We start from the raw sequence: 25,765 nt of genomic DNA on the forward strand, positions 1-25,765 counted from the left end.
TCAGACTCGCTTACGTGCTCGATTCGTTAGAAATTCGACGGCCTGTGCGAGTCACACTAAACATCCAGGAACGTCAACAGCGGCACACACCTGATATGCCTGCCATTATGAAAAAAAAGGGAAGTCCATTATCTTCACGACGATGGACTTCCCTTTTAGTGTATCTTTATTGACAAGCTTAAATGTTAGATTATGAATTCGACTCGTCTTCCTCGATGTAGTCGGACATGGTCAGCGGTTCCTTGGGAACAACGGCGACTTTGTAGAAGCGATTCTTGTCTTTTTCCAGCAAAACGAAGGTCAGATTCTCGAATTCATATTCTTCTTGTTCATTCATCTCTGGACGATGGCTATAGAGCCATCCGCCAATGGTATCCCATTCGTCAGCATCCAGGTTTGATGTGAACATGTCGTTTACTTTGGACAAAGATACCTTGCCATCCATAATGACATAGTTTTCATTGATGACCTGAATATCCTCCACTTCGTCTGCGTCGAACTCATCCCGGATTTCTCCGACAATCTGTTCAAGCACATCCTCAATCGTTACAATCCCGGAAGTACCCCCATATTCATCGACCAGCACGGCAATATGGACGCCGTCCTTCTGCATTTTTTTGAGCAGATCCTTGACTGGAGTTGTTTCATGCACAGCGGATACCGGCTGAATGAGGGAAGAAAGGTCGACAGGTTCGTCGTTTCCGTACAATTCCAGGAAAAATTGCTTGGTATTAATGATACCGATAATATCGTCTTTGCTCTCATTTACTACAGGAAAACGGGTGTACTGTTCTTGACGGATAATCTCCAGGTTTTCCTCGTTTGATCTATTGACATAAAGGCAGACCATATCAGTCCGGGGTACCATAATTTCTTTGGCTAGCATCTCATCAAAAGCAAAAATCCGGCTTACATATCCGAATTCGGCTTGGTTGATTTTGCCGCTCTCAAAGCTTTCATTGATAATAATCTGTAATTCTTCTTCCGAGTGAGCTTCTTCATGTTCCGATGCAGGCTTGATTCCGAACAACTTGACCAGTTGATTCGCTGAGCTGTTTAATAGCCAGATAAAAGGATACATAATTCGGTTAAACCAGATGATAGGTGTAGACGTCAGCAAAGCAACGGCTTCGGCTTTACGGATTGCAATCGTTTTAGGTGCAAGTTCACCAACTACCACATGCAAGTAAGTGATAGCAACAAACGCAATAACAAACGATAAGAATGAAGAAACGGTCTCCGGCATGCTCATGCTTTCGAACACAGGGTGGAGAATTTTCTCAACCGTTGGTTCTCCCAGCCAGCCCAGACCCAGAGATGTAATCGTGATACCCAACTGACAGGCGGACAAATATCCATCCAGGTTGGCAACGGCTTGTTTGACAGCCAAGGCACGCTTGTTTCCTTCTGCAATCATTTGGTCAATCCGGCTCGGGCGAACCCTTACAAGTGCAAATTCCACCGCTACAAAAAACGCCGAAAGTCCTATCAAAAAAGCAACCAATACTAAATTTATCGCATACCTCTCACTGTCCATTAACGAGTCTTCTCCTTTAAGTAATAAGTTTTTAACGAATATTATATCTAATTTTACGTAAGAAGACCACCTTCCGGTCAAGAAAAGAGGAAGAGACTGGAAGGTCAAATGTAGTAAATGGTGATAAAGTGCTGCTCTGCTGACTGAAAAGAATCATATGTAAAGCGAAACAGAGTCAGAATATACAACGTGGAACATGGAATGAACTGGCTGACGGCATTGCACATCAACTGCTTATGTAAAACTTTATCTAAAGCAAACGTTACGATCAGTACATACATTGGGTATCTATGATTAGCTAAAGACTTTATCGTCAAAGCTAGTGTAGTCAGAGAGATCGGCAGGGTTTCAACCTTGCCATGAGGAGGAAGCCGAATGTTTTGGCTGGTCATTTTATTGCTCGTATTTACTTTTCAGGCAGCCACCATTCTGTTGCTGGAATTCCGTAATCCGGCGAAAGCTGTGGCATGGCTTTTTATTTTATTCTGTATACCCTTGATCGGTTTTGTTGTATATTATTTTGTCGCCCAGGACTACAGCAAACGCAAAAAGGTCCGAAAAGGCGGTTCTCGAATCTTTCGTGAAATACGGGAAACAATCTGGGAGCAGGCTCATATTGTGGATCATGCCGACCAGATGTCGGGTAGTCGATTCACCAATCAGCAGCGTTTGTTCAATCTGCTGTCACACCTGTCTGAGAGCCCAATCACAGGATGCAACCGGAGTCAGGTGCTTACGAATGGTGAAGAGACATTTGCAGCCATGCTGAGGGCAATGGAACAGGCAGAGCATCATCTGCATGTTGAATTTTATATTTTTCGGGATGATGTCATCAGTACCAGGTTTCAGGACGTAATGATTCGCAAAGCCAGAGAAGGCGTCAAAGTGAGATTGATTTGCGATGGACTCGGCAGTCACAAAATGAGTTGGAGCTTTATCCGCAAGTTACAGGAAGCAGGGGTTGAGTTTCATTATTTTCTGCCGCCGCTCATTGCAACGATTGACCGAAGAGTGAATTACCGGAATCACCGTAAAATTGTTGTGGTGGATGGAAAGATTGGGTTTGTGGGTGGAATTAATGTAGGAGATGATTATCTTGGGCAATATCCGGAGGTTGGCTTTTGGCGTGATACCCATGTACAGATCGAAGGAGATGCCGTCTATTTTCTGCAAAATACGTTCTTGAATGACTGGAAGCTTGCATCCGGGGAGCAGATTACAGAGCCTCAGCTGACAGAACTGTTCCCGCCGCATATATGTAGTGGGGATGAACGGATTCAGATTCTGGCCAGCGGACCGGATCAGGACTGGGATGCCATTCAGGAAATGTGCTTTGGGTCGATTTCCGTGGCATGCGAACGCATATACATCACAACACCCTATTTCATTCCGGATCCTGCATTATATGAAGCAATCAAGACGGCTGCCGTCAGTGGAGTGGATGTGAAAATCATCATTCCGTATCAATCCGATTCCCGGCTTGTGCACTTGGCTTCTATGTCCTATGTGGAAGAATTGTTGCGTGCGGGAGTGAAGTTCTATCAGTATCGCAAAGGTTTTGTACATGCCAAGGTTCTGATTGTGGATGATTTGCTTGCGACGGTAGGTACAGCCAATATGGATATGCGCAGCTTTTTCTGTAATTTCGAGTTGACCGCTGTGTTGTTCGAGACATCATCCATGCAGCGATTGACCGAGGATTTTGAGCGTGATTTGCATGAATGCAGCCAGATTGATGTGAAGGTATTTCAACGGCGTTCACGGTGGCAAAAAGGGGCAGAAATGCTTTCTCGCATGCTTTCTCCGCTGCTTTAGCCGTTTTAGGGCGGATTTCTCAAGATAAGTTCACTTTTTGTGAATTTATCTTCTTTTTGCTAACTATTTTGCTCAAATTTGATCTTTTATGATATAATGTTTATATAAATTATGTCTTGGCGAAGGAGGGGAGTCTGCGGGAAAACAGGCTCCCTTTTGCTCTCTTTTGGAAGTGTCAACCGGAATTAAGACATACTTGAATACATTTCATATAGCCTTTAGGTGCTTATACAACGGGGTGCATATAGCGTTGGAACGGTGTTGTTCTACTGTATGCAGGGTTCCTCTGAAGTACTTAAATGATTTATGAAATGGATTCACATATTGATCATAACGGGGGGATACCATGTCCAATGTAACGGTTAAAGAATTAACATCCAAGCCGGACCACAATGTGAAGAGCTCGGTGTTTTCATTGAAGCTTCTGCAGCGCATTGTGATGATTCTGGTCGGTGCTGCACTGATGGCTGTGTCACTCGAAGTATTTCTCGTGCCAAATGGCGTTATTGATGGTGGAATCACAGGGATCTCGATTATGGTGTCAGAACTTACGCATCTGCCACTCGGAATTTTCCTGACCTTGCTCAACTTGCCTTTCCTGATTCTGGGATATAAACAAATTGGTAAAACGTTTGCGTTATCTACACTGCTCGGGATTGTGGTAATGTCCATTGGAACATCTTTGTTACACCACGTTCCGGCATTGACGCCCGGTGAACCGCTGTTAGGAGCAGTATTTGGCGGATTGATCCTCGGTGTTGGAGTAGGCCTGGTTATCCGTTCGGGTGGTTCACTGGATGGTACTGAGATTGTAGCCATTCTGCTGAGTGAGAAATCACCGTTATCTGTTGGGCAGATCGTTCTCTTTATTAACGTATTTATTTTTGCTGGTGCAGGTTTTGTGTTTGGCTGGCCAAACGCTCTGTATTCCATGATTGCTTATTATATTGCAATGAAGATGATCGATATTGTAAATGAAGGGTTGGATCAATCCAAATCGGTATGGATTATCAGTGAGAAGTACCGCGATATTGGTTCTGCCTTGACCGACCGTCTAGGTCGTGGCGTCACTTTCCTGGATGGAGAGGGCGGCTTCAGCGGAGACGAGAAGAAAATTATTTTTGTGGTGATTACCCGTTTGGAAGAAGCTAAACTGAAGTCCATTGTTGAAGATTGGGACCCGCATGCCTTTGTGGCAATTGGGAACATTCACGATGTGAAGGGCGGACGTTTCAAGAAAAAAGGTATACATTAGCGAATCTCATCGCGCGTAAACGAAAAAATAGCCGGTACCCTTGGTTTGAGGGTGACCGGCTATTTTTGTTTTAAATGCTGGATGATTAGCTCAACAGGCTGGGGTTCGACAGCTGCGATCAGATCCCCGGTCTGCGTCAGGCGTTCCACAATGTTCATCAAGTGGTAATCCTTAACCGATACGTTGTTCCGAACCTCGTCCCAGGTAAGGGGAGTAGATACAGTACCGCCTGGTTTGGCACGGGGTGTGTAGGGAGCTGCGAGTGTTTTGCCGCCGTAATGTTGCAGGTAATCAAAATAAATGCGATCCCCGCGGTCTTTTTTCAAGCGTTCCAGTGTAAATAGATCCGGATGTTTTTGAGTGACGTATTTGCCTACAAAATAACCGATGTCCCTTAATTGATCGAAGGTTATTCCTTGGCGGATCGGAACAATAATTTGTATACCTGTGGCACCAGAGGTTTTGGGTACGGATCTCAAACCAAGCGAAGTCAGCGTTTCTCCCACGATCAGAGCAGCTTGCATAATGCGAGGCTCTTCTTCCTGCGAAGGATCAAGATCAATCATCCACTCGCAAGGCAGATGGCTGCCTACAGCATGTAAGGAAGGGTGAAACTCCAGAGCGGCTAGGTTGCCAAGCCATAACAGATCAGGAAGGTTGTCCATCACTACATATCGTATCCCCTCATGCACCTCGGTTCGTACAAACTCTGGAACGGGATCTGGAGCATTCTTCTGGTAGAAAAAATCGCCGCCTGCACCATGTGGGTAACGTATCGTGGTAAGAAGCCGGTTGCGTGTGTAAGTAAGCAGATAGGGAGCCAGTGCAGCCAGTTTTTGCAAATAGATAGCCTTGGTTACACCTGCTTCGGGCCATAACAACTTGTCCGGATTGGTTACGGTAAGCTCCGTTCCATTAATTGTTATGGTGCCCTTTATTGTGTGGGCCATGAAGACCACCTCCTGTGGTAAGTACGATTTTAAAGAAAAATGTAAGCTCTCTTACTATTATGGGCGGATAGAAAAATGGTTTATCGTTCAGGGATAAGCTGACTGATCTGGCTGATCCCACACTCATCTCGTTTTACCGAAGCAAAAGCCTGAATACTTGGGTGACGTAGCGTAAAATGGCGGGTCAGTTCCATGAATTGCACTTTGACACCGATTTGTGGTTCGATCCATGTGGTCTCGGCACTTCTTTCCGGAATGTTATAAAAGGGTCTATCCTTTCGGATGAGAGGCTTCACTTCTTCGGTTAATTTACGCCAGGAGTCCGAGTTCAGTTTACCCGTGCCTACATGACCAATATAGACAAAGTTAGGCCCATCGTATACACCGACTGCAATTGCATTGACGGTACCGCTGCGGTAAGTTACTCCACCAATCATCGCATAAAGATCGTGGAAAATCTTGACCTTCTGCCAGCGTTGATCCTTACCGTTGATGCCGTAGGTACTGGAAAGGTCCTTACATACAATTCCCTCCATCTGGTGCTGCCTCATTACAGTGAGCAGGGCGTCGGGATCTGACGTATTAGTTACCTCCTGAACATGGGGAGCAGGATTCAGAACCTGGTGCAGCAGACGCTGACGTTCTGCAAGTGGTTGATCTGTGACCCATACCCCATCGCAGAAAAGAATATCAAATACCATATAAGTCACCGGAATCTGGTTTATAGCTTGGGCAATGCCATCTGGTCTGCTCATGCGATCTCGCCGCAGCACGTGATAGAAGGACGGTTTTCCCGTATCCGGATCAAGGGCAATGATCTCTCCATCCAAAATGTAAGAAGGGACGGAGCACAGATTGCGTGGCTGGACCAGTTCAGGATACTGTGCAGTTCGGTTGTGTAATCTGCGATTAATCAACTGAATTCCGTGTCCATCCTCGTAAGCAAGCATGCGGACCCCATCCCATTTAATTTGGGCAATCCAGTTTGGCCCGGTAGGAATCACGTCTCGGGATATAGGTTCAAAAGGAACCAGGGGATTGAACATATGCTTAAAACTCCTTTCCTATTTTAAATCTGCCTGAGCTTGATCTCCTAAGTTGGATGTTACAAGTTTACCCCTTACGAAGCCTTGCTTTTAGTTTATGTACCATAATGAGCAGCAAAGGAATTCCGATGCCACAGGTCAGGTCCCAATCAATCCAATACGGAACAACAACTTTGAGATAGAAATTTTCGTTGGGGGCGAGAATAAGGGACATGGCCAGAATCAGCAGGGCACCCGGCAAAATGAGTGGACGATAGCTGGACAGTTTGAAGAGATGAGTGATTCCGAGTACAAAGCTATACAAGAACAGAATGCTTTTGAAAAAGACGGCAATAATCCAGACGGAAGCCATAAAGGCCTCAATGCGCTGCAAAAAGTTGCCTATATTAATCTTCAGCGACAGATTAAATGCTGCGAACCAATGGTGCTGCGTCATAAATGGCCCCATGACCAGCAGACAGATGGTTAGCGTTAGGGAAAGCATCAGTCCTCCTATGATGGCTGCCAGAAGGATATCTTTTTCCCAATGTGCTTCCTTTTTGGCGTAAGGAAAGAGCATAAGAAAGATACACAATTCACAATATGGATAGGTAAGCACAGCGACAAAGCCTTTAAAGGGATTTAGAAAGCCTTCCGCAAGAATGGGTTTGATGTTGTCCAGATGTGAATGTGGGAACAGACAGACAGTCAGAATGAGCAGGAACACCACAATCAGGGGAAGAAAAACCTCTGCACTCCTGCCGATAGGTTCAAGACCAGAAAGGAGTCCCCAAGCAAGGGTACATACAAAGAGCAAATTGACAATGAAAAGCGGAGATTCAGGCAAGATCTGGGTCGTCATGAAATCACCAATTTCTCTTATGAACGCAGAGGTTCCCATCAGAAAATAGAATAGATAAAAGCAGCTGATGAAAGCTCCGATCCAGGGTCCAAGAGTATGCAATGCATGTTGGATCAGATTCATCCGGGGCTGTAGTTTGTATAGAACAAGCATAATGGACAAAACCCCTACTCCTCCAGCAACGCCCAATAATGCGGACAACCATGCATCCTGATGTGCATATGAGGTGATCATCGAGGGGAAGACGATAATCTGCTCACCAATCGTGCATAAGAACATCAGTGAGCCCAGCTGTCTTACGGTTAAACGCCCCTTCTCAATCATGTGGGTTCTCCTTCGCATGTCGATCTAGATATTTGGTTAGGATGCACCAATTGCACCAATTTTATTTGGAAATGGATATAGGCATCTATGAACATAAAAAAGGCAGGGAAAAAAGCCCGGACAACTGAATTCCCTAGATGGAGCAAGGGAATTGTTATCCGGGCTAATCAGAGTACTAGCTTCATACACAATATTCATGTCACGGATTTCTCGTGTTAGCTCGTTGTGGTCAAGCGAATGCGAATATTCTGCGGGTCTACAGTAAACCAGTCCTTACCTTGCTGTTCGATTGATGTGTTTGATTGACGCAGTTGTTCGACAGCTTGTTCCAATTGTTCTTTTCCTTCATAAATGATGGTGAAGTAGTCGATGCCTGTCGCATTGGCCGGATTCACAGGCGCTCCGGTACCAGCCCAAATGTTCAGTCCGATGTGATGGTGATAACCGCCTGCGGACACAAACAGGGCGGACATGTTGGCGAAGTTACCAACGATATCGAATCCAAGTACTCCTGTATAGAAACGGCGTGACTCTTCCAGACTGCGTACATGAAAGTGAACATGACCAATGACTGTTCCGGCAGGCAATCCCTGCCAAGGCTCATTCGCGGCCAGAGCGAACAGGCTGTCTACATCAACGGGATCACTTGACATAATGTAGTTATTATCTGCATCCCGCTTCCAGGTGTCCCGGGGGCGGTCTGCATAGATTTCGATCCCGTTCTGATCTGGATCGGAAATGTAGAATGCTTCACTGACCAAATGGTCACCTTGACCAATTTCGATGCCGGATTCAGCCAGATTACGAAGAGCAAGGCCCAGCGATTTGCGATCAGGCAGCAGAATGGCGAAGTGATACAGGCCCGAAGTGGAGCGAACAGGCATCGTCACTGCATTGGCTAACTGCTCCAGTCGCAGAAGGGACTGTTTTCCATCAGCTGACAGGGTAGCGACTTTATCGCTGCGTTCAAGAAGTTTCAGCCCAACCACTTCGGTATAAAATTGAATGGAGCGATCCAAATTGCTGATTCGCAGACTTACTTCACCCAGATGGGTAGTAGCAGGAATTTGATAAGTTGAATTCATAAGGAATTCCTCCTGTATAAAATTTAGTTGAATTAGTTGAATTGTTGCGGTTCACTCATTGGCAATGGAATCGGGTTATTGTAGTGTCATAATTCATGTAGTTATGAGGCTTAACTGTATATTTATAAATAGGTTACTTTTCATAAGTTAATATAAAATATAAATCAACTTTCGTCAATTGTAATTTTGATTTTGGTGTGCTCATTCTTGGTAAGTATCGTTGCAAATAGGGAATACAAAACAAAAATCCGGCTTCATAGCCGGATTTCTTTCCAAAGTTGATGTTGATGACAAGCGCTTGCCTTTGTTGCTTACGCTTTGGGCTTTGGCGCAGCCTTCTTTCTTTTGGCAGGAGAAGGAGTTTCTGTTTCTCCCCCAGCCGCTGCCTGAACCGTAGTTTTCTTGGGAGCGCGTTTCTTTGGCTTGGCCGTGGTGGTTCCTGGATCGGTAGGAATGGGCTTTACAGCTTCAATACTTGCTTGCAGCGCAGCCATGAGATCCATGACGTTGGCTTCCGGCTTGGCAGGGGCAATTTTGATTTCTTCACCTGCCACTTTGTGATTGATCAGATCAAGCAGTTTGGCGCGATAGTCATCTGTATATTTACCGGGTTCAAAAGGAGTAGATAACTGATCAATCAGAAGTTTTGCCATTGTCAATTCCTTCTCATTGACGTTCAGAACCTCGGGCAGGTTGGGAACCTGGGTGACGGGACGGATCTCGTCCGGATAGAAAATGGTTTCCATGGAAATGCAATCACCCAGCACACGGATCGCAGCCAAACTGCTTTTGGAACGAATGGAGATTTTGGCGATGCCAATCTTGCCTGTATCCCGCATGGCAGTCATTAGTAGCTGGTAGGCGTTTCCTCCCGCTTGATCGGGGGAAAGGTAGTACGTTTTTTGAAAATAAATCGGATCAATCTCCGTTAAATCCACGAAATCGAGAATGGTAATCGTTTTGCTGCTGGAATCATTTAACGCTTCAAGCTCGTCCTTCTCAAACAAGACGAATTTGCCTTTCTCATACTCATATCCTTTGGTGATCTCTTCCCATTGAACCTCAACCTCGCAGGAAGGGCACTTACGAACATAAGCGAGTGGGCTGCCGCAGACTTTGTGAATATAACGCATGGAGATGTCTTTATCTTCGGTAGCCGAAAACATTTTGACAGGAACATGAACCAGACCAAAGCTAATTGCACCTTTCCAGACTGTATGCATGAACGGCTCCTTTCCGAGAACATTTTATGAATAGTATGGGCATTTTACGGGTGGGATAACCCTATTTTCCCGGAAGCGGTATGCTTCAGAAAGAGTGGGGGATGATAACAGAAACATCCTTCAAAGTCTGCGCTGTAAAAGCACTGGCTTTGAAAGAGGATGATGTTAGTTATTAACTATTTATGTCAGGAGGTCCCCCTATGAAAAACAAACGAGATGAAGCCGAAGCTCATGCCCATACGTTCTCTCCGTATCCTCGTGCCGAGTCGGAAGGGGCTGAAGGTTTTCATACACCTGCAACAGCGGTTAACTGGGAGGCCATCACCTCAGAAGAGCTGCCGCTTGACAGGGAGTCGTTCATGCTGGACATTGACCGGATGGTGAATGAGGGCCTGGGCGGTGGACAAGTAACGGAAGACAACGGTTATATCGGTGAAAGTACAACAGACAGCATGGTGCGGGAATCGCATGATGATCCGGAAGGGGAGTACGAATAATTATGATGGATGTGAAACGGGCGAAAGCTATTTATGATTCCAAAGATACGATTGCCGTTACATTGGAAGGAGACCCGGTCTGGATCGAAAATGTAGATGAGGCCAATGGCATGGCAACGGTGCAGGTGGGCAGCAGGCCGGGCAATACCCAGACAGTACGTGTAGACCGTTTGGAAGAGTAAAACAAGGAGAAAGAACATGCTGGTGAGGCATGTTTAGGTCAGGCCGGTGCCGTAAGGTGCCGGTTTATTTGTCGTTCGTGTGAATGGTAGCCTATGCTCCGCTCTGCTTCTCATCCTTCGATGTTGCGGGGGGAGAATGGGACCGATATAATAAAGTTCAAAGTGAACTCAGGCGGCTGGACCGCCAAAGGTGGGGGCGTATATTGAATCAGACGCATGAGCAGTGGGTGTATCACTCCCATGGCATTGCAGATACAGAAGTGCTGGCGTCCGCACTCGCTGAACAGGCAAACGCCGGCATGGTGATTGCATTGGATGGTGATTTGGGGGCTGGCAAAACGGCATTTTCACAAAAGTTTGCCTGGCATTTGGGTGTACGTGATGTGGTCAACAGCCCTACGTTTACCCTGATCAAGGAATACGAAGGGCGTCTGCCCTTGTATCACATGGATGTGTATCGCATATCGCTGGAAGAAGCGGACGAGCTTGGACTGGATGAGTATTTCTATGGAGCCGGAGTCAGTCTGGTGGAATGGTCGAGCATCATTCCCGAATTGCTGCCGCAGGAACACTTGCATGTGCAGATCGAGACGACGGGTCCGGAAGATCGAACGATTACGCTGGATGGGTATGGTGAGACTTATGCTGCCATGTGCCGACAGTTTAGACAGAATGGAGTCAAATGATGATGGAAGATTTACAAAAACAGCCGCGCCAGCGGTTTTTGGCGTTGGATACCTCGACTGCGGTGATGGCAACTTCAGTTATGGAAGGTCATGCTCTTCTGGAAGAACGCAATGAACGGGCAGAACGCAACCATTCGGTACACGTTGTACCTGTAATGGAGCAGCTGCTGGAAGCCAGCAGCACGCAGCCGGGACAGCTGGACGGCATTGCCGTCGGCATCGGCCCGGGTTCGTACACGGGCATCCGCATTGCGGTGACCGCGGCGAAGACGCTGGCCTGGGCGTGGGACATCCCCGTTGTTGGGGTGTCCAGCCTTCAGGCCCTGGCCTGGGGCGGCTGGCACAGCGGCCTCGCCGCCAAGGCCGAAGCTGCGGCAGAGGATGCCGCAGCAGGGGCTGGCGGAACGCCATCCGCGGACCAGGGCGGCACAGGTGCCGCCCCTGTCCATTGGATCGTTCCGCTTGTGGATGCGCGGCGCGGTCAAGCCTATACCGCGCTGTTTGCCTCCGCCGGGAGCGCTGCGCCCCGGCGGCTCGAACCGGATGCCATCCGTCTGGTGGACGGATGGCTGGAAGCCCTCGCCGCCCGCATGGCGGAAGCGGCGCCGGAAGAGCGGCCCGCTGCCGTCTGGATTGTCGGCGAGACGGGCCCGCATGCGGCGGCAGCGGCTGAACTCCGCTGCCCCGCAGGAACGGCGCTCCAGCTCGTACCCTATGAGCTGGAGGGCCGCTGGGTTGGGCGCTTGGGCGCCGAGGCGCTGCTTGCAGGTCAGCGAGATGACGTGCATGCGCTTGTGCCCAACTACACCCAGCTTGCTGAAGCAGAAGCCAATCTGCTGCGCAAAGGCTAAAAGAGGCTGGTCAAAAAGTCCGCTTGTGATTACGAAGGATGCCTAGGGCATCATCAGCATCGAATATGGAATTCAGCCGAAATAAGCGGATGCTTCCGAAGAATGTTCTTTCGGAACATTGTATTTGCTCACGTAGTTTTCCCTACGGTCCGCTACTCCATTTCTAGCTTCATCCCATCTTCTCGGTACTGAAAGCGGGTCTTTTTTGAACATGCATTAAAAGGGGAGGAGAAGCAGATGGAACACGTGGAGAATGACGAGCAGGAAGCAGCGCTCCAGTTCAGGTTCATGACTCTGGATGATATTCCTGATGTTATGATTATTGAACATGAAGCCTTCACCTTGCCCTGGACGGAAGAAGCGTTTCGGAATGAATTGACACACAATCATTTTGCTAAATATATGGTTATGGAATTGGAAGGTACAGCGATTGGCTATGCCGGCATGTGGACCATCATGGATGAAGCCCACATTACCAATATTGCAGTCCGGGAAGCCTATCGCGGGCGCAAGCTCGGTGAGAAGCTGCTGGACGAATTAATGAGAACAGCGGCTTATCTCGGGATGGAACGAATGACGCTGGAAGTCAGGGTCTCAAATCGGATTGCCCAAAGCTTGTATCAGAAAAAAGGGTTTGAATCGGCAGGTCTTCGCAAAGGATATTACTCCGACAATGGGGAGGATGCGATGATTATGTGGGCGAATTTGCCGCCTGCGAGCCGGAGCGGCGAAGAGGAAGGAAGCGTAACGGATTCATGAAGGATTTCAATGAAAAGATAAGTTCAGCACCATCTTATATATTGGCCGTGGAGACTAGCTGTGATGAAACATCCGTAGCGGTAGTCAAGGATGGACGGGAAGTGTTGTCCAATCTGATCTCGAGCCAGATCGAGACACATAAGGCATTTGGCGGGGTTGTGCCTGAAGTGGCTTCGCGTAAACACGTGGAAGTGATTACATTGATGTTGGAGCAGGCCATTGAGCAATCCGGTATCCGTCCGCGTGATCTGAGTGCGATTGCCGTGACGCAAGGACCCGGACTGGTTGGTGCATTGCTGGTCGGCATCGTGGCAGCGAAAACCATGGCCATGGCACTTGGCAAACCGCTCATTGGCACACATCATATTGCAGGGCATATCTATGCCAACAGACTTACCCATGAGCTGCAATATCCAGCAATGGCATTGGTGGTTTCTGGAGGCCATACCGAGCTTGTGCATATGGAATCCGAAGGCAAGTTCAAACTGATTGGACGTACACGTGACGATGCTGTAGGCGAAGCCTATGACAAAGTGGCACGTGCATTGGGTTGTCCATACCCGGGAGGACCGCATGTGGACCGGATGGCTGCTGAAGCAGAACAGGTGGTACCTTTGCCGCGCGTCTGGCTTGAAGCAGATTCATATGATTTCAGCCTTAGCGGTCTGAAGTCAGCTGTACTTAATGTTCTGAATCAAGCCAAAATGCGCGGAGAAACGCTTGAACCATCTGCTGTGGCACGGGGATTCCAGGAAGCTGTTGTTGAAGTTTTGGTCGAAAAAGCAGTAAGGGCTGTCCGTGAATATGGCTCACGTCAATTGCTGTTATGCGGTGGCGTTGCGGCAAACCGGGGATTGCGTTCAGCTTTACAGGAGCGTTGTGCGAAGGAAGGACTCGAATTGCTGATTCCGCCGATGGAGTATTGCACCGACAATGCCGCGATGATTGGAGCTGCGGCGTATTTGAAATGGCAGCGGGGAGAAATCTCGGAATTCGACGCCAAGGCTGATCCGGGACTTTCACTTGAGGCATGGTCTGTTCAATCGCTGTAGAATAATTCATGTATTTGAAGACTTGACAGTCTCAAGTGAAGACTGTATATTAATTACAAATTAAAACAGGAATACGATTTGTTTAACTAAACATTTACACGATAGCGGAGAGGACAGAAATAACCTGAAGAAGCGAAGCGTTCGCCTAAAAGCTTTCTGAAAGAAAGCTGCATCGGGAGCATATGCTATCACCGGATTTTCCCTTTTAGAAGGGAATCAAAGAAATCTGGGGATAACAGCGATCGGAAGGTTTTTCTGTCATCGGAGCGCCAGTGTAAATATTCATTTGTTGAACTTATATAGATTCCTGAACTGAAACGCAATGAACAGGAACAGTAAGGTAATTCCGGGTATTAGAGAGCTGCGGGGTGGTGCAACGCAGTCGAAGGAAACCTGAAACTCACCTGGAAGCGGAACGATGGAACACGGTGACTCCCTGGGAGAAGCCGAAGGCCGATGATGGCCCAAAGTACATGGTTACGGGTTGCCTCCGTGAAAGGGCCGTTGTTGATGGAATACAGATGAGACATTTCCGTAGAACATGAACAATAACTGAGGGGGCTTTTGTCACTTTGGGCACTGAAAACGGTATGGACGCATACTGGATCAGCTCGAAGGAAAATGAAAGTCAACAAGAGTGGTACCGCGAAGGTGAACAGCCTGTCGTCTCTTGCAATATTGCAGGAGATGGCAGGCTTTTTTGATTTTCAAAATGGTGATGAAATTCATGGTCACATATCATAAATGTAATGAACGGGAGCAGTAAAACGATAAAGCGCACAGAGAGCTGCGGGGTGGTGCGACGCAGCGGCTGGAATCGTTCGAATCTCGCCCGGGAACGGAGCTGTGGAAGCAGGTGAGACTATGTCTCACCCCTTGTCCTTGTAACCAAGGACATCGTGGTACACAGCAACGGCTAACCTCCGTTAGAGGGTGTTTCTCCGGCTGGATCGGTTGTGCGTGTTGCGAGGTGTACGCAGCTGCAATGGATCTAGGCCGGAGACGACGAGGTGGATGGTGCCTGGCGCAAGCCTGGACCATCAAGCAAGAGTGGTACCGCGGAGGGGATAATAACCCGCCGTCTCTTAGATGAGATGGCGGGTTATTTGTGTTTGCTGCCGGCAGCAGGGTGGGCAATGGGAAATCCAGAATCATGGTGAAAAAGGAAATACACACGGCGTGCAAGTCGACGTGCACATCGGCATGGAATGCGAAATGAATAAACATAGAAAACGGGAAGTGAACGCCTTGTTCCGTTCCCCAAAATCCAATATATATCCAAATTTGATGGAGGTTGATGAAGATGACAACGAACAACAACAAACGCATGATTGAGATTTTTGATACAACACTGCGCGATGGGGAACAGGCACCGGGAGCGAGTCTGCAGCCTGAGCAAAAAATTGAATTGGCACATCAGTTGGCTTCTCTGGGCATTGACGTCATCGAGCCTGGATTCCCGATCTCAAGTCCAGGTGAGTTCGCGGCGGTTCAGGCGATTTCCAGACAACTGCAAAACGTGGAGATTTGCGGATTCGCACGTGCGGTCAAAGGGGATATTGATGCAGCCGTTCGGGCAACCGCTGACGCAGCGCGCCGCCGTATTCACCTGTTTATCTCCTCTTCGGACATCCATATTGAGCATCAACTGCGTCGTCCGCGTAGTGAAGTCGTGGCTACTGCCCGGGAAATGGTCTCCTATGCACGTCAGTTCACGGATATTGTGGAATTCACCGCCATGGATGCGGCTCGTACAAAGATGGATGATCTGATCGAAATGGTTGAAGTCGCCATTGAAGCGGGGGCAAGTATTATCAATTTGCCAGATACGGTTGGGTACGCACTGCCGCATGAATATGGAGAGATGTTCCGTCAGGTACGTGAGGGTGCAAGAGGTGGAGATAAGGTACGTTACAGCGCTCACTGTCATAATGACTTGGGGCTCGCGGTTGCTAACAGTCTGGCTGCAATTGCCAACGGTGCTTCCCAGATTGAAGTAACCATCAACGGTGTGGGGGAGCGGACGGGCAACTGTGCCCTGGAGGAACTGATTATGGCTCTGGAGACGCGCGGAGACGCCATTGGTGCAACAACGAATATCAGACTGAACCAAATGTATGAGACATCCCGTCAGATTAGCCGAGCGATGCATTTCCCAATTGCATACAACAAACCGGTGGTAGGGCGTAATGCCTTCCAGCATGAGTCTGGTATTCACCAGGATGGATTGCTCAAGAACCGGAGTACGTATGAGATTATGGACCCGGAAGCGCTGGGGATTCCCCGCAGCATGATTATTCTGGGCAAACATTCCGGGCGCCATGCTTTGAAAGATCGGGTTCGCAAATATGGCTTTGAGCCGGATGAGCAGCAAATGGAACAACTGTATGAGGTATTTAAAGAAACTGCCGATCAACAGAAAGTGGTTAGTGATGACCAGTTATTGCAGATGGTAAGCCAGACCATGAATATTCCTGCCCAGGATTATGAACTGGTTGAATTGCAGGTAACAGCAGGCAGCATGACGGATCGAATGGCAGCTGTTCGTATTCGCACGAGCGCAGGGGAGCAATCCTATTCTGCGGTTGGCGGTGGTCCGGTAGATGCGACCATTCGTGCGATTGGACAGAGTATTTCAGACGATATTACCTTTGTCGACATGGAGATGCATGCACTGAGCGGAGGAGAGGCTGCGAGCGCGGAAGCTGCAGTTACGGTGGAGCGTGCAGGCCGTGAATTCAGGGGAACTGCCACTCATAATGATATTGTCATGGCCGCCGGTTTAGCGTATGTAGCAGCTTGCAATGCAGCCGGACTAAAGGCGGAATCTACTGAAAGTGATGAACCGGTGCACGCGTAATATTACTTCAGCACATCACATAACGTTGTGATCAAAAGCAAGGCAGAGGCAGGCCTGAATTACAGAGGTCTGCTTTTGTCTTTTTATAGGAGAAAAAATATGAGGGATAGGATAGGTTTGTCAAGGTGTGATTAGAGTTATCCACATATTCAGGATAATTTGTGGGTAACTATAACAAACCCAAACCCGTAATGTTTTCGAAAATCAAAGCATTTAGGGGATAGAGGTTCCCTTATATATCCACAAAGTTGTGGATAACGTGGATAACTTGGTGGATAAATATGGTTTTTATGCAGAAAAAGCTATTCTACCGCCGTATAATTAAGTTGATTAAGTTGCTTGCTATATTGCTTTCTTGTGGATAAAGGGGAGGGTAATCAACAGAAAAATAATTTCCATGATTCGAGTGGATTTGACAATTATGAAAACACCCTTGTCAAAACTCTACGTTTATCATTAATAAAAAAGCTGATCCCGTCAAGGAATCAGCTTTTAATATTCTTACTTATTCCAGTAGAAGGATAGTAGAGGAGTATACGGAACGGGGGATGGGACAGTCCTATTCCAGAGCTAACTCTTCCCACTCTTCATAAGCCTTGGCAAGTTGAAGTTTGTGATCCTCAGCTTTTTCTTGAAGCTCTTGCAGCTTCATATAATCCTGATAGATTTCAGGCAGAGCCATCTGTGCCTCAAGCTCCGTAATCTCCGTTTCCAGCTTCGCAATCTGTTGTTCCAGAGCTTCCTGCTTGCGCTGGCGGTTTCGTTCTTCGCGCTTGGCCTGCTTGTCCGCTTCGAATGAGGCGGCACCGGATTTCTCGATTGCATGTAGGGCTGGTTCGGATTGAGCTGATTTTTTGGAAGAGGCAAGGCGTGCTTCCGCAGCTTCGCGGGCAATATCCTCAAGCTCCTGTTTCTTCTCCACATAATCATCATAATTACCGAGGTAATGCTCTGTCCCACCGGGATGCAGTTCGACAATACGCTCAGCCATTTTATTGAGGAAATACCGGTCATGGGAGATGAACAGCAATGTGCCTTCATAGTCCATTAGCGCCGCTTCAAGCACTTCTTTGGCGAACAGGTCGAGATGGTTCGTAGGCTCATCCAGAATGAGCATGTTGGCTTCCTTAAGCATGAGCTTGGAGAGGGAAACACGTGCTTTTTCTCCACCACTAAGCGATGAGATTTTTTTGAGTACATCATCTCCACTGAACAGGAAGTTGCCGAGCACCGTACGGATTCGCGCTTCCTCCATGCCTGGATAGGCACTCCAGAGCTCTTCCAATACCGTATTGGAAGGATTAAGTCCTGTCTGCTCCTGATCATAATAGCCAATCTGCACCTTGGTACCCCATTGGATCTCACCGCTTACAGGACGCAAACTTCCGGTGAGACATTTCAGCATGGTGGATTTACCAATACCGTTCGGACCAATCAAAGCAACCGTTTCCCCACGTCTAAGATCAAAAGACACATTGCGGAACAACGGCGAAGCCTCATCGTAGGCAACGGAAAGCTGATTCACACGAAGCACTTCCTTGCCGGACATGACAGCTGTTTCAAAAGAAAAGTGAGCTTTCTTCAGATCTCCCATTGGTTTATCGAGCCGATCCATCTTTTCGAGTGCCTTGCGGCGGCTTTGTGCCCGTTTGGTTGTTGAAGCACGGACGATATTTTTCTGGACAAACTCCTCCATTTTGGAGATTTCATCCTGCTGTTTCTCGTATTGCTTCATCTGACTTTCGTACTCGGCAGCTTTCAGTTCCATGTATCGGCTGTAATTGCCCGTATATTTTTTGGAGCGGTGCCGTTCGATCTCCACAATGGTCGTGACAAGCCGGTCAAGGAAATACCGGTCATGGGATACAACCAGCAGCGCACCGGAATAACCTCTGAGATAATCTTCAAGCCATGTGAGGGTGGCGATGTCAAGATAGTTGGTAGGCTCGTCCAGCATGAGCAAGTCAGGAGCCTGAAGCAAAATGCGAGCAAGTGCAAGACGTGTCTTTTGCCCACCGCTCAGTGTGGCAATTGGGGTATCTGGTGAAAATTCACCGAAGCCCATCCCGTGCAGTACACTGCGAATGCGTGTCTCCATCTCATAACCGCCATGATCCTTGAACCAGTCCGAGCGTTTGGCATAACGTTCAAGCAGATCGGCATACTTTTTTTCATCTTCCATCTGTGCGGGGTCAGCAATATCCTGTTCCATCTGACGTAAATCCGCTTCAGCCTCGGTCAGATGGGCGAATACGTTCATCATTTCTTCCCATATGGAGCGATCGGATTGAAGTCCGCTGTTCTGGGCGAGATAACCAAGCGTTGTTTCCTTGGATTTGAAAATCTGTCCACCATCGTAGGACATTTCTCCGGCCACAATTTTGAGCAAAGTGGATTTCCCTGCGCCGTTAACACCAACGAGGCCGATGCGCTCGCGTTCTAATATTTGTAAGTTCACGCCGTCCAGGATTGGATCGACACCAAAACGTTTGATAATTCCGGATACTTGCAGCAGCATAAAATTAAGTTCCTCCATAGGTCCAGTTCTTGATTTGACAACTACATCCCAGTTTACATGAAATACAGAGCAAATGCACCGATTAGGAGTGCCTGGGGCGTGTAGTCTTTTTGGTCAATCAATGATAAACTGAAAGAAGGCATGTTAATACATGAGGATTTTGCAGAAAATGAATCATTTTAACGATTCCAACACGATGACAACTGGTGCATAACATATAAATGGTTTAAATGGAGAGCTGGTTTACCTTCCCGATCAACAGGAGGTTATTCAAGGACATGCAGGATCATACGGAACAGAAAAGCCGTCTTCGTTCCAAGCTGAGACAGAGCCGGGATCTGATGGATGAAAGCATACGTCAGCAGGCGATGAATGAGATTAATCATGTGACGAAGCGGGAGCTGGAGCGCCTTAGACGGGACAAATGGAAGCTGGGCAACAAGCGGCTTATGATTTTCAGCTATTTGTCTTATGGAAGCGAAGCCTCTACGGCCTTTTTGTTTGAAGAAGGCTGGAAGCATGGAGATCGGATGCTGGCACCGAAAGTGCTGGCGAATCCGGCTCGCATGGAGTTGCGGCGTATCATGGGTGAACATGATATTCTGCCGGGAATATGGGGGATACCTGAGCCCAAAGATTCCTGTGAAGTGCTGCCACCTGAAAGCTGGCCGGATATCGATCTTGTCATCGTACCGGGGCTGGGCTATGACCTTCACGGAGGGCGCATTGGGTATGGCGGCGGTTATTATGATCGTTTTGCCGAGACACTCGCAGCGAAATGTGCGATGACGGACAAAAGACCGCGGATGGCTGCATTGGTATTGCCAGGCCAGCTTCAAGATGAAATTCCGATGGACCCGCTTGATCTGCGTATGGATCTGTTGATAACAACCGAAGGTATATTACATATCGAATAAAGGGTTGTGATGTGATTGAATTCAGAAGCGAATAACGACCAGACTTCAGGTACAAAACTGACTCATTTTAATGAACAGGGACGTGCTCGGATGGTTGATATTTCGGGTAAAGAAAGTACTGTGCGTACAGCTGTGGCGGTATCCAAAGTGACGATGAATCCGGCAACGCTTGAAGCCATTCGGGAGGGCCGCATCGGCAAAGGTGACGTTCTGGCTGTGGCCCAAATTGCGGGCATTCAAGGTGCCAAGAAGACATCGGATTGGATTCCGATGTGCCATCCATTGGCATTAACGGGTGTGGATATCCGTTTTCATGACAACGGTGTCGATGAATTGCAGATTGAAGTTACGGTGAAAACCGAAGGAAAGACTGGTGTCGAGATGGAGGCGCTCACGGCGGCGTCGGCAGCGGCACTGACGATCTATGACATGTGTAAAGCCATGCAAAAAGATATGATTATCGGTCCAACCATGCTGAATTCTAAGAGTGGTGGCAAAAACGGCGATTTCAGCCGATAAAGGACATTTATTTTCATAGAGGAGAAGGGTGATCTTTATGGTGTGGAGAACAGCAATCCTGACAGCCAGCGACAAAGGGGCCCGCGGGGAACGTGAGGATACGAGTGCCCAAGTGATCCGGGAACTTGTGGAAGAAGAACTGGGTGGGGAAATCGTGGAGTACCGCATCGTTCCGGATGAACCCGATGAGATTATCGCGGCTTTGATTGAGATGACGGATTATTTTCACGCTGATTTGGTATTGACTACGGGTGGGACGGAGCTTGCGATTCGTGATATTACGCCGGAAGCGACCCGGCGGGTCATTGAACGGGAAGTTCCAGGCATGGCTGAAGCCATGAGATACAGTGTTATGGGCAAAAATCGTTCTGCGATGCTGTTCCGTGGCGTATGCGGCATTCGCGGACGTACACTGATTGTCAACCTGCCAGGTACCCCGAAGGGTGTGCATGAGCATTTGGCGGCTATTATGGACCAGCTTCCGGAAGCGCTGTTGATGGTTACGGGTCAGTTCAAGCAATAAACGAGAAACATACAGTAGCGGGTGTGAAATCAAGCGTGAAAAAATGATTGGATGTCGAGGTCTCTTTTGTGAATAATGTGGGTTATGTAAGTGGTTACATCTATGGTATGATTGACATAATTCAAAATGAAGCAAAGACATCCATGAGCCTATGGCCAAGCGTGTGCATCTTTGAAGCTTGAAACGAGGAGGAATAATATCAATGTTTAGTTCCATTGGACCAACAGGTTTTATTTTGCTGGCCGTTATCGCGCTGCTTTTGTTTGGACCCAACAAGCTTCCAGAATTGGGGCGGGCAGTCGGTCGCACTTTCCGTGAATTCAAAGAAGGCGCACGTGAGATTATTTCGGATGATGATTCATCTAGTCGCAAGGAGCAGGAAAAGGCGAAGCCAATGGCATCTGAGATTGCATCTGCAGACAAGCCTGAGGATAAACGCCTGCCGGAATAACTTTGACGGCAATGAAAGAGAAATCCCTTCCTGCCGGAAGGGTTTTGTATTTTAAGCTGGCAACAATGGGGGGCAGGCATGACGCAGCAGAAGGAAGAAATGACGCTTACAGAACATTTGAGTGAGCTGCGCAAGCGGCTGATGTATGTGTTGAGCATTTTTATTTTGGGGCTGGTGGCAGGCTTTCTGGTGGCGGACCCGGTGTATCAATATCTGACAAAGGCAGAGACTGCTCAGGGGTTTGTGCTGCATGCATTCTCGTTTTGGGACGGGATTGGCATCTACATGAAGATTGCCGGTCTGTTCTCACTGGTCATTACGCTGCCGTTTACGGTGTTTCAGCTCTGGAAGTTTGTCAGTCCAGGTCTCCGGCCGCGTGAGCGGAAAGCCACGCTGAAGTATGTGCCTTATGTATTTCTGTTATTTCTGATCGGGTTGGCTTTCTCATACTATGTTGTTTTCCCGATGGCACTTTCTTTTACTTCATCGATTACGGAAAAAATGGGGCTTGTTGAGACCTACGGAATGAAGCAGTATTTTAGTTTTTTGTTTGGAATAGTACTGCCGGTATCCCTGTTGTTCGAACTTCCACTAATCATTATGTTCCTGACAGGACTGCGGATATTGAATCCGATCCGGCTTCGCAAAATGCGCAGAGTCGCTTATTTTGTGCTGATCTTCATTGCGGTCGTGGTCACACCGCCTGACTTTATTTCCGATTTTCTTGTGATGATCCCCTTGCTCCTGTTATATGAAATCAGTGTGTTTCTGTCTGGCTTTGTGTATCGTAAACAGCTTGCTGCTGATGCAGAAGTTGAATCCCGTTACATCCGTGCCGAGGATAAGACCGAGGATAAGCAGAGCGTAGTATAACAAGAGAGAAATTTTATCCGCATTTGAAACGGTTAAACAGTTAATCCTTGGCGTGATGCCCTTCCCGGGAAAAGGCGATTGGTTCTTCCCCGGGATAAGAGGGGCGATAACCTATACAGTGAAATATTTCGGCGGACGGGACAAGCAGGCATATTATGTTCAACAATGGATACAATGGAAAAGGGCTCCTGAGAACGTTGCAGGAGGTCTTACGATTCTATGGAATAAGTTATATGATAATTATGACATTTGCGAAGGTAATCCGGGTGGTATTTGGTTGGTTTGGTGTAAATACAACGTAAAATCTCGCAGGAATTCATGAAAAGGACTTGAAATCATACTTCAAGTTGAAGTATCATAAAGTTGGTTGTTAGCACTAAACACTGTCGAGTGCTAATACATATGGCTACAACCTACAAATGCAACGTTATATAATTTCAAAAGGAGGCTATTTTTCATGATCAGACCTTTAGGTGAACGCGTATTGGTAGAACCACTGGAGCAAGAGCAAACAACTTCTTTCGGGATCGTACTGCCGGACTCCGCTAAAGAAAAACCGCAAGAGGGTAAAATTATTGCTGTTGGCGCCGGAGTATTGAAAGACGGAGTACGTGTAGCTCTGGAAGTGAAAGAAGGAGATCGCGTTATTTTCTCCAAATATGCCGGTACAGAAATTAAGTTCGAAGGTAAAGAATATTTGATTATGAAAGAAAGCGATATTCACGCGATTCTCGACTAATTCAAATTTAATCGGTTAACCGAACCATATAGCAGTACCATTTTACACAATATACTAGGGAGGTTTTCTTACCATGGCTAAAGACATTAAATTCAGTGAAGACGCTCGTCGTTCCATGCTTCGTGGTGTGGATGCATTGGCTAATGCAGTTAAAGTAACACTCGGTCCTAAAGGCCGTAACGTGGTTCTGGAGAAAAAATTCGGAAGCCCGCTTATCACCAATGACGGTGTAACGATTGCTAAAGAAATCGAACTGGAAGATGCATTCGAGAACATGGGTGCACAACTGGTTAAAGAAGTAGCAACCAAAACAAACGATGTTGCCGGTGACGGTACAACAACTGCAACTGTATTGGCTCAAGCGCTGATCACAGAAGGTCTGAAAAACGTAACTGCAGGCGCTAGCCCAATCGGTATCCGTAAAGGGATCGACAAAGCGGTTAAAGCTGCAGTTGCTGAACTTCAAGCCATCTCCAAACCGGTTGAAGGCAAACAATCCATCGCACAAGTTGCTGCAATCTCTGCAGCTGACGAAGAAGTAGGCGAACTGATCGCTGAAGCTATGGAAAAAGTGGGCAAAGACGGCGTAATCACAGTTGAAGAATCCCGTGGATTCGCAACGGAGCTGGAAGTGGTTGAAGGGATGCAATTCGACCGCGGTTACATCTCTCCATACATGATCACGGATACGGACAAAATGGAAGCTGTTCTGGACAACCCGTACATCCTGATCACGGATAAAAAAATCTCCAGCACACAGGACATCCTGCCATTGCTTGAGAAAATCGTACAACAAGGCAAACCACTCGTATTGATCGCTGAAGATATCGAAGGCGAAGCACTGGCGATGCTGGTTGTGAACAAACTGCGTGGTACATTCAACGCTGTAGCTGTTAAAGCTCCTGGCTTTGGTGACCGTCGTAAAGCCATGCTGCAAGATATCGCTGCCCTTACTGGTGGCCAAGTGATCACGGAAGAACTGGGTCTGGACCTGAAATCCGCTGTTGTGGAACAACTGGGTACAGCTCGCCAAATCCGTGTAACCAAAGAAAACACAATCATCGTTGACGGTGCTGGTAACAAATCCGATATCGATGCTCGTGTTAGCCAAATCCGTACACAACTGGAAGAAACAACTTCCGAGTTCGACAAAGAGAAACTGCAAGAGCGTCTGGCTAAATTGTCCGGCGGCGTAGCGGTAATCAAAGTCGGTGCGGCTACTGAAACTGAATTGAAAGAACGCAAACTGCGCATCGAAGATGCCCTGAACGCAACTCGCGCTGCGGTTGAAGAAGGTATCGTATCCGGTGGTGGTACTGCGCTCCTGAACGTATATCAAGCGGTTGCTGGTGTAGCTCTGTCCGGTGACGAGCAAACAGGTGTAAACATCGTGCTGAAAGCACTGGAATCACCAATCCGCACAATCGCAGCTAACGCTGGCGAAGAAGGTTCCGTCATCGTGGAACGTCTGAAAAAAGAGCAAGTAGGCGTAGGTTACAACGCAGCTACTGGCGAGTGGGTTAACATGATCGAAGCGGGTATCGTTGACCCTGCGAAAGTAACTCGTTCTGCTCTGCAAAACGCTGCTTCCGTAGCAGCAATGTTCTTGACTACTGAAGCGGTCATCGCTGACAAGCCAGAACCTGCAGGCGCTGCTGGCGCTCCTGATATGGGCGGTATGGGTGGAATGGGCGGCATGATGTAATAAAAGGTGTAAAAACCTTTTAATGCCGGTAGAGAAAAGGCTCCCTCTCGGGAGCCTTTTTCCATTTAATCAGGTGGTGGCGTGCTTTAAAATGATATCTTGCCACGGAGGAGGAGATTAATTGAAGAAGGGTACAAAGTGGACACTATGGATTCTAGGCTTGATGCTCGCTGCAATTTTTATCAACTTTTATATGAATCTATATAGCTTCGCTTATGCTTTGATTACCGTGCTTTTACTTGCTTTTATGGGATGGGGATTCTTAGCAAAGTTAAAAAACGACGTTCGTCAGCATGAAGATCATCACAGAAGAGAGCATCAAGCTGCGATCGATGACATCGATCGATACACGAGGTAGTAATCATTGAGTATACCATACATAGCTTTGTTGTTAACAGGCAGGTTAACAACTTATGTTCGTCATTAGTTTAAAGGCTCCCACTTGGGAGCCTTTCTTTATTCAGATGCAGGTGAGGATATAAAGGAGAGGCTAACGAAGTCTAAAGAAGTCTAAAGAAGGGAAGAAGGGAAGAAGGGATGTTGAGTCGTTCCTACTG

General features: G+C 47.6%; 25 protein-coding genes and 2 other annotated features. Of the genes, 18 read left to right on the forward strand and 7 right to left on the reverse strand.

Annotation, left to right across the window (positions count from 1 at the left end; translation table 11 throughout):
* Positions 1-190 precede the first annotated feature (190 nt).
* Positions 191-1,537, reverse strand: a complete 1,347-nt coding sequence (locus MHB49_RS07510; RefSeq protein WP_405155655.1) for a hemolysin family protein — start codon at positions 1,535-1,537, stop codon at positions 191-193.
* A gap of 375 nt (positions 1,538-1,912) precedes the next feature.
* On the opposite strand from MHB49_RS07510, the gene cls reads away from it, so the two are divergent.
* Together cls and MHB49_RS07520 are read left to right on the forward strand one after the other, a co-directional pair.
* Positions 1,913-3,352 (forward strand): cardiolipin synthase, encoded by a 1,440-nt coding sequence (gene cls / locus MHB49_RS07515; protein ID WP_405155656.1) that lies wholly within the window; start codon positions 1,913-1,915, stop codon positions 3,350-3,352.
* A 346-nt stretch (positions 3,353-3,698) separates the two neighbouring features.
* Entirely contained in the window at positions 3,699-4,607 is a 909-nt protein-coding gene (locus MHB49_RS07520) for a YitT family protein (protein ID WP_247901263.1), read from the forward strand.
* A 59-nt stretch (positions 4,608-4,666) separates the two neighbouring features.
* Here the strand turns inward: MHB49_RS07520 and ligD are convergent, their stop codons facing one another.
* The 5 genes from ligD to MHB49_RS07545 form a co-directional block, all read right to left on the reverse strand.
* Positions 4,667-5,557 carry a non-homologous end-joining DNA ligase gene (ligD, locus tag MHB49_RS07525; protein ID WP_405155657.1) on the reverse strand — a complete coding sequence of 297 codons (891 nt, stop codon included), beginning with the start codon at positions 5,555-5,557 and terminating at the stop codon, positions 4,667-4,669.
* A gap of 80 nt (positions 5,558-5,637) precedes the next feature.
* Positions 5,638-6,603, reverse strand: coding sequence for an RNA ligase family protein (locus MHB49_RS07530; protein ID WP_405155658.1), 966 nt, complete (start codon positions 6,601-6,603; stop codon positions 5,638-5,640).
* A gap of 67 nt (positions 6,604-6,670) precedes the next feature.
* Entirely contained in the window at positions 6,671-7,768 is a 1,098-nt protein-coding gene (locus tag MHB49_RS07535; protein ID WP_405155659.1) for an endospore germination permease, read from the reverse strand.
* Between the two features lie 215 nt (positions 7,769-7,983).
* Entirely contained in the window at positions 7,984-8,853 is an 870-nt protein-coding gene (locus MHB49_RS07540) for a VOC family protein (protein ID WP_405155660.1), read from the reverse strand.
* A gap of 311 nt (positions 8,854-9,164) precedes the next feature.
* The gene (locus MHB49_RS07545) at positions 9,165-10,076 is read right to left on the reverse strand and encodes a Ku protein (protein ID WP_405155661.1); all 912 of its coding nucleotides are present in this window, start codon (positions 10,074-10,076) and stop codon (positions 9,165-9,167) included.
* Positions 10,077-10,276: 200 nt separating this feature from the next.
* On the opposite strand from MHB49_RS07545, the gene MHB49_RS07550 reads away from it, so the two are divergent.
* From MHB49_RS07550 to MHB49_RS07585, 8 genes are all read left to right on the forward strand, one after another.
* A complete protein-coding gene (locus tag MHB49_RS07550; RefSeq protein ID WP_247901269.1) occupies positions 10,277-10,573 on the forward strand; it encodes a hypothetical protein in 297 nt (98 codons plus the stop codon).
* A gap of 5 nt (positions 10,574-10,578) precedes the next feature.
* Positions 10,579-10,755, forward strand: a complete 177-nt coding sequence (locus tag MHB49_RS07555) for an H-type small acid-soluble spore protein (RefSeq protein ID WP_053783520.1) — start codon at positions 10,579-10,581, stop codon at positions 10,753-10,755.
* Between the two features lie 203 nt (positions 10,756-10,958).
* Positions 10,959-11,441 carry a tRNA (adenosine(37)-N6)-threonylcarbamoyltransferase complex ATPase subunit type 1 TsaE gene (tsaE, locus tag MHB49_RS07560; protein WP_247901270.1) on the forward strand — a complete coding sequence of 161 codons (483 nt, stop codon included), beginning with the start codon at positions 10,959-10,961 and terminating at the stop codon, positions 11,439-11,441.
* A 2-nt stretch (positions 11,442-11,443) separates the two neighbouring features.
* Positions 11,444-12,292: a tRNA (adenosine(37)-N6)-threonylcarbamoyltransferase complex dimerization subunit type 1 TsaB gene (gene tsaB, locus MHB49_RS07565; RefSeq protein ID WP_405157072.1), complete on the forward strand. Its 849-nt coding sequence runs from the start codon at positions 11,444-11,446 to the stop codon at positions 12,290-12,292.
* 237 nt (positions 12,293-12,529) lie between these two features.
* Complete coding sequence (gene rimI / locus MHB49_RS07570; protein WP_247901271.1) at positions 12,530-13,051, forward strand: ribosomal protein S18-alanine N-acetyltransferase; 522 nt, start codon at positions 12,530-12,532, stop codon at positions 13,049-13,051.
* Entirely contained in the window at positions 13,048-14,103 is a 1,056-nt protein-coding gene (tsaD, locus tag MHB49_RS07575) for a tRNA (adenosine(37)-N6)-threonylcarbamoyltransferase complex transferase subunit TsaD (protein ID WP_062323739.1), read from the forward strand. Before rimI ends, tsaD begins: the two co-directional genes overlap by 4 nt.
* A gap of 313 nt (positions 14,104-14,416) precedes the next feature.
* Positions 14,417-14,777: a binding site (T-box leader), on the forward strand.
* Between the two features lie 66 nt (positions 14,778-14,843).
* Positions 14,844-15,192, forward strand: a binding site (T-box leader).
* Positions 15,193-15,438, forward strand: a complete 246-nt coding sequence (locus MHB49_RS07580; RefSeq protein WP_405155662.1) for a hypothetical protein — start codon at positions 15,193-15,195, stop codon at positions 15,436-15,438.
* Entirely contained in the window at positions 15,407-16,963 is a 1,557-nt protein-coding gene (locus tag MHB49_RS07585) for a 2-isopropylmalate synthase (protein ID WP_247901274.1), read from the forward strand. The genes MHB49_RS07580 and MHB49_RS07585 overlap by 32 nt, the downstream gene beginning before the upstream one ends.
* 559 nt (positions 16,964-17,522) lie before the next feature.
* Here MHB49_RS07585 and MHB49_RS07590 read toward each other — a convergent pair.
* On the reverse strand, positions 17,523-19,481 hold the full coding sequence (locus tag MHB49_RS07590; RefSeq protein ID WP_405157073.1) for an ABC-F family ATP-binding cassette domain-containing protein: 1,959 nt from the start codon (positions 19,479-19,481) through the stop codon (positions 17,523-17,525).
* A gap of 278 nt (positions 19,482-19,759) precedes the next feature.
* Here MHB49_RS07590 and MHB49_RS07595 point away from each other — a divergent pair, with 278 nt between their 5' ends.
* The 8 genes from MHB49_RS07595 to MHB49_RS07630 all read left to right on the forward strand — a co-directional run bounded on the left by MHB49_RS07595 (position 19,760) and on the right by MHB49_RS07630 (position 25,566).
* Positions 19,760-20,398, forward strand: coding sequence for a 5-formyltetrahydrofolate cyclo-ligase (locus tag MHB49_RS07595; RefSeq protein WP_405155663.1), 639 nt, complete (start codon positions 19,760-19,762; stop codon positions 20,396-20,398).
* A 15-nt stretch (positions 20,399-20,413) separates the two neighbouring features.
* Positions 20,414-20,917 (forward strand): cyclic pyranopterin monophosphate synthase MoaC, encoded by a 504-nt coding sequence (gene moaC / locus MHB49_RS07600; protein ID WP_405155664.1) that lies wholly within the window; start codon positions 20,414-20,416, stop codon positions 20,915-20,917.
* Between the two features lie 37 nt (positions 20,918-20,954).
* Positions 20,955-21,440: a molybdenum cofactor biosynthesis protein B gene (locus MHB49_RS07605; RefSeq protein WP_024630749.1), complete on the forward strand. Its 486-nt coding sequence runs from the start codon at positions 20,955-20,957 to the stop codon at positions 21,438-21,440.
* Positions 21,441-21,642: 202 nt separating this feature from the next.
* On the forward strand, positions 21,643-21,891 hold the full coding sequence (locus MHB49_RS07610) for a twin-arginine translocase TatA/TatE family subunit (RefSeq protein ID WP_405155665.1): 249 nt from the start codon (positions 21,643-21,645) through the stop codon (positions 21,889-21,891).
* A gap of 78 nt (positions 21,892-21,969) precedes the next feature.
* The gene (gene tatC / locus MHB49_RS07615) at positions 21,970-22,764 is read left to right on the forward strand and encodes a twin-arginine translocase subunit TatC (protein WP_405155666.1); all 795 of its coding nucleotides are present in this window, start codon (positions 21,970-21,972) and stop codon (positions 22,762-22,764) included.
* Positions 22,765-23,221: 457 nt separating this feature from the next.
* Complete coding sequence (gene groES, locus MHB49_RS07620) at positions 23,222-23,503, forward strand: co-chaperone GroES (RefSeq protein ID WP_024630746.1); 282 nt, start codon at positions 23,222-23,224, stop codon at positions 23,501-23,503.
* A gap of 73 nt (positions 23,504-23,576) precedes the next feature.
* A complete protein-coding gene (gene groL / locus MHB49_RS07625) occupies positions 23,577-25,208 on the forward strand; it encodes a chaperonin GroEL (protein WP_405155667.1) in 1,632 nt (543 codons plus the stop codon).
* 121 nt (positions 25,209-25,329) lie between these two features.
* A complete protein-coding gene (locus MHB49_RS07630; protein WP_405155668.1) occupies positions 25,330-25,566 on the forward strand; it encodes a hypothetical protein in 237 nt (78 codons plus the stop codon).
* Positions 25,567-25,765: the final 199 nt, after the last annotated feature.

Source organism: Paenibacillus sp. FSL K6-0108 (assembly GCF_045040695.1).
GTDB lineage: Bacteria > Bacillota > Bacilli > Paenibacillales > Paenibacillaceae > Paenibacillus > Paenibacillus pabuli_B.

What these genes read in the sequence shown, in the direction of transcription:
- MHB49_RS07590 (WP_405157073.1), bottom strand. Translation starts at nt 19,481, where the DNA reads ATGCTGCTGCAAGTATCCGGAATTATCAAACGTTTTGGTGTCGATCCA.
- cls (WP_405155656.1), top strand. Translation starts at nt 1,913, where the DNA reads ATGTTTTGGCTGGTCATTTTATTGCTCGTATTTACTTTTCAGGCAGCC.
- MHB49_RS07535 (WP_405155659.1), bottom strand. Translation starts at nt 7,768, where the DNA reads ATGATTGAGAAGGGGCGTTTAACCGTAAGACAGCTGGGCTCACTGATG.
- MHB49_RS07585 (WP_247901274.1), top strand. Translation starts at nt 15,407, where the DNA reads ATGACAACGAACAACAACAAACGCATGATTGAGATTTTTGATACAACA.
- tsaD (WP_062323739.1), top strand. Translation starts at nt 13,048, where the DNA reads ATGAAGGATTTCAATGAAAAGATAAGTTCAGCACCATCTTATATATTG.
- MHB49_RS07580 (WP_405155662.1), top strand. Translation starts at nt 15,193, where the DNA reads ATGAGATGGCGGGTTATTTGTGTTTGCTGCCGGCAGCAGGGTGGGCAA.
- MHB49_RS07530 (WP_405155658.1), bottom strand. Translation starts at nt 6,603, where the DNA reads ATGTTCAATCCCCTGGTTCCTTTTGAACCTATATCCCGAGACGTGATT.
- MHB49_RS07545 (WP_405155661.1), bottom strand. Translation starts at nt 10,076, where the DNA reads ATGCATACAGTCTGGAAAGGTGCAATTAGCTTTGGTCTGGTTCATGTT.
- MHB49_RS07610 (WP_405155665.1), top strand. Translation starts at nt 21,643, where the DNA reads ATGTTTAGTTCCATTGGACCAACAGGTTTTATTTTGCTGGCCGTTATC.
- groES (WP_024630746.1), top strand. Translation starts at nt 23,222, where the DNA reads ATGATCAGACCTTTAGGTGAACGCGTATTGGTAGAACCACTGGAGCAA.
- ligD (WP_405155657.1), bottom strand. Translation starts at nt 5,557, where the DNA reads ATGGCCCACACAATAAAGGGCACCATAACAATTAATGGAACGGAGCTT.
- MHB49_RS07550 (WP_247901269.1), top strand. Translation starts at nt 10,277, where the DNA reads ATGAAAAACAAACGAGATGAAGCCGAAGCTCATGCCCATACGTTCTCT.
- MHB49_RS07540 (WP_405155660.1), bottom strand. Translation starts at nt 8,853, where the DNA reads ATGAATTCAACTTATCAAATTCCTGCTACTACCCATCTGGGTGAAGTA.
- tatC (WP_405155666.1), top strand. Translation starts at nt 21,970, where the DNA reads ATGACGCAGCAGAAGGAAGAAATGACGCTTACAGAACATTTGAGTGAG.
- MHB49_RS07605 (WP_024630749.1), top strand. Translation starts at nt 20,955, where the DNA reads ATGGTGTGGAGAACAGCAATCCTGACAGCCAGCGACAAAGGGGCCCGC.
- MHB49_RS07595 (WP_405155663.1), top strand. Translation starts at nt 19,760, where the DNA reads ATGCAGGATCATACGGAACAGAAAAGCCGTCTTCGTTCCAAGCTGAGA.
- MHB49_RS07555 (WP_053783520.1), top strand. Translation starts at nt 10,579, where the DNA reads ATGGATGTGAAACGGGCGAAAGCTATTTATGATTCCAAAGATACGATT.
- tsaB (WP_405157072.1), top strand. Translation starts at nt 11,444, where the DNA reads ATGGAAGATTTACAAAAACAGCCGCGCCAGCGGTTTTTGGCGTTGGAT.
- groL (WP_405155667.1), top strand. Translation starts at nt 23,577, where the DNA reads ATGGCTAAAGACATTAAATTCAGTGAAGACGCTCGTCGTTCCATGCTT.
- MHB49_RS07520 (WP_247901263.1), top strand. Translation starts at nt 3,699, where the DNA reads ATGTCCAATGTAACGGTTAAAGAATTAACATCCAAGCCGGACCACAAT.
- rimI (WP_247901271.1), top strand. Translation starts at nt 12,530, where the DNA reads ATGGAACACGTGGAGAATGACGAGCAGGAAGCAGCGCTCCAGTTCAGG.
- MHB49_RS07510 (WP_405155655.1), bottom strand. Translation starts at nt 1,537, where the DNA reads ATGGACAGTGAGAGGTATGCGATAAATTTAGTATTGGTTGCTTTTTTG.